At 68.4% G+C, this 2,758-nt stretch carries 2 protein-coding genes; both read left to right on the top strand.

Annotated elements, in window-relative coordinates:
- Nucleotides 1-426: 426 nt before the first annotated feature.
- Complete coding sequence (locus tag ABT116_RS42005; protein ID WP_351645654.1) at nt 427-876, top strand: PTS sugar transporter subunit IIA; 450 nt, start codon at nt 427-429, stop codon at nt 874-876.
- A 78-nt stretch (nt 877-954) separates the two neighbouring features.
- The gene (gene ptsP / locus ABT116_RS42000; protein ID WP_351645651.1) at nt 955-2,625 is read left to right on the top strand and encodes a phosphoenolpyruvate--protein phosphotransferase; all 1,671 of its coding nucleotides are present in this window, start codon (nt 955-957) and stop codon (nt 2,623-2,625) included.
- Nucleotides 2,626-2,758 lie beyond the last annotated feature (133 nt).

The following is a 2,758-nucleotide window of genomic DNA, read 5'->3' as shown; positions in this document are numbered from 1 at the left end:
CGGGGTATCAACATATCTGGCGTTGACTTTTGGCACGCTGTTGAGTTCTCAAGGAACGGTCGCTTCCTTTGTACTCACCCTCTCGGGCTTTCCTCTGGGCGCTTCCCTTCGGTGTTCCAAACTCTATCAGTGTTTTTCCGGCCTCCTGACCACCGTCCTGCAGACATGCAGAAGGTGATCCAGAGATAGGATCTGACAAGTTGGTTGCTGCCCGGCCAGGACGCAAGGTTGCGTCGTTCAGCCCCAAGCAGGAGTACGACTGTACACGCGGCCACTGAGCGGGTGCAAATCGACGTGAGGTATGGTCTAGACCACTTCGGAGTGCTCTCGCGGAACCGGCACTTCAGGTGACATACGCTGCTGAACAGTGTGCCGCCCGGTACCTACAGGGACGGCCTATCGATCTCCACCCCTGGGAGGCTTCCCATGACCACCGTGACGTCCCCGCTGGCAGGACGCGTTATCGGACTGGCGGCAGTGCCGGATCCGGTCTTCTCCGGGGCCATGGTCGGCCCAGGCACAGCGATCGATCCCGTACGTGAGCCTTCCGAGGCCGTCTCGCCCGTGGACGGCCTCATCGTCTCCCTGCACCCGCACGCGTTCGTCGTGGTCGACGAGAACGGGCATGGCGTGCTCACCCACCTCGGTATCGACACCGTGCAGCTCAACGGCGAAGGTTTCGAGCTGCTCGTGAACAAGGGCGACACCGTCAGGCGTGGTCAGGGTGTCGTTCGCTGGAACCCGGCGGCCGTCGAGACCGCAGGCAAGTCCGCGGTCTGCCCGGTCGTGGCGCTGGAAGCCACGGCCGAGGCTCTCTCCGATCTTCGCGACAACGGCGATGTGAAGGCCGGCGACAGTCTCTTCCTCTGGAAGTGACGCCAGTGCCGTCCTGTGACGGCGAGTACGACAACCACCGCGGCGGCGGGGCCCGCCGCTCTATCGGAGACGGGTGAGATGGAGACAACGCTGCGAGGCGTCGGGGTGAGCCACGGTGTGGCCATCGGCGAGGTTCGGCACATGGGAACGGCGGTGCTCGAGCCGCCCGCGAAGCAGATACCGGCGGAGGAGGCGGAGCGCGAACAGGGGCGCGCCCGCAAGGCCGTCGAGGCGGTGGCGGCGGACCTGATGGCGCGGGGCAACCTGGCCGGTGGCGAAGCCCAGGCGGTGCTCGAGGCGCAGGCCATGATGGCCCAGGACCCCGAGCTGATGGCCGATGTGGAGCGGCGGATCGCTGTCGGCAGCACGGCGGAGCGCGGGGTGTACGACGCGTTCGCCTCCTACCGCGAGCTGCTGGCGGGAGCCGGTGAGTACCTCGCCGGTCGCGTGGCCGACCTCGACGACGTGCGGAACCGTATCGTCGCCCGGCTACTGGGGGTGCCGATGCCGGGCGTCCCCGACAGCGACGAGCCGTACGTCCTGGTGGCCCGCGACCTCGCGCCGGCCGACACCGCGCTGCTCGACCCCACTCTGGTGCTCGGCTTCGTCACCGAGGAGGGCGGGCCGACCAGCCACAGCGCGATTCTCGCCCGGGCGCTCGGGGTGCCGGCCGTGGTGGCGCTGCCGGGTGCCGGTGAGCTCGCCGAGGGCACGATGATCGCCGTCGACGGCAGCACGGGAGAGATCTTCGTGGACCCGAGCGACGAGAAGAAGGCACAGCTGGAGGCAGCGGCTGCCGAGCGGAAGGCCGCGTTGGCCGCCTCCACCGGGCCCGGTGCCACGGCGGACGGTCACAAGGTGCCGCTGCTGGCGAACATCGGTGGCCCCGCTGATGTGGCGGCCGCCGTCGAGGCTGGTGCCGAGGGTGTCGGTCTTTTCCGTACGGAGTTCCTCTTCCTGGACGACAGCAAGCAGGCGCCCTCTGAGGAGAAGCAGGTCGCCGCGTACCGGCAGGTGCTCGAGGCGTTCCCCGAGGGGCGTGTCGTGGTGCGGGTGCTGGACGCGGGCGCGGACAAGCCGCTCGACTTCCTCACGCCGGCCGATGAGCCGAACCCGGCGCTCGGTGTGCGGGGTCTGCGGACGCTGCTCGACCACCCGGAGGTCCTGCGCACCCAGCTGACCGCGCTCGCCAAGGCCGCGGAGGGGCTGCCCGTCTATCTCGAGGTCATGGCCCCGATGGTGGCGGACCGTACGGATGCCCGGGCTTTCGCGGACGCCTGCCGTGAGGCGGGGCTGCGGGCGAAGTTCGGCGCGATGGTGGAGATCCCGTCGGCCGCGCTGCGGGCTCGCTCGATCCTCCAGGAGGTCGAGTTCCTGTCGCTGGGGACCAACGACCTCGCCCAGTACACCTTCGCCGCCGACCGTCAGGTGGGTGCGGTGTCCCGTCTGCAGGATCCCTGGCAGCCTGCCCTGCTCGACCTGGTGGAGCTGTCCACCGAGGCGGCCAAGGCCGAGGGCAAGAGCTGTGGAGTCTGTGGCGAGGCCGCGTCCGACCCGCTGCTCGCGTGTGTGCTGACCGGTCTGGGTGTCACCTCTCTCTCGATGGGCGCCGCGTCGATTCCTTACGTCCGGGCGACGCTGGCCAAGTACACGCTGGCGCAGTGCGAGCGTGCCGCTGCGGCGGCACGGGCGACGGACAGTGCCGAGAATGCGCGCAGTGCGGCGCAGGCGGTGTTGTCGGGCGAGTAGGTCCGGCCGGGTCGCCGGTGTTTCCCGGAAGGGGGGGGCACTGAGGTGTTTAGGGCCAGAACGGATTTTTATAGGTTGGAGACAGAGGGGGTGTGAGGACGGAGAAAAATAATGTCGAGAGAAATGCCGAGCG

The organism is Streptomyces sp. NPDC002130 (genome assembly GCF_040296465.1).
Classification (GTDB): domain Bacteria; phylum Actinomycetota; class Actinomycetes; order Streptomycetales; family Streptomycetaceae; genus Streptomyces.
This window is presented reverse-complemented; position numbering and strand designations above follow the sequence as displayed.

What these genes read in the sequence shown, in the direction of transcription:
- ptsP (WP_351645651.1), top strand. Translation starts at nt 955, where the DNA reads ATGGAGACAACGCTGCGAGGCGTCGGGGTGAGCCACGGTGTGGCCATC.
- ABT116_RS42005 (WP_351645654.1), top strand. Translation starts at nt 427, where the DNA reads ATGACCACCGTGACGTCCCCGCTGGCAGGACGCGTTATCGGACTGGCG.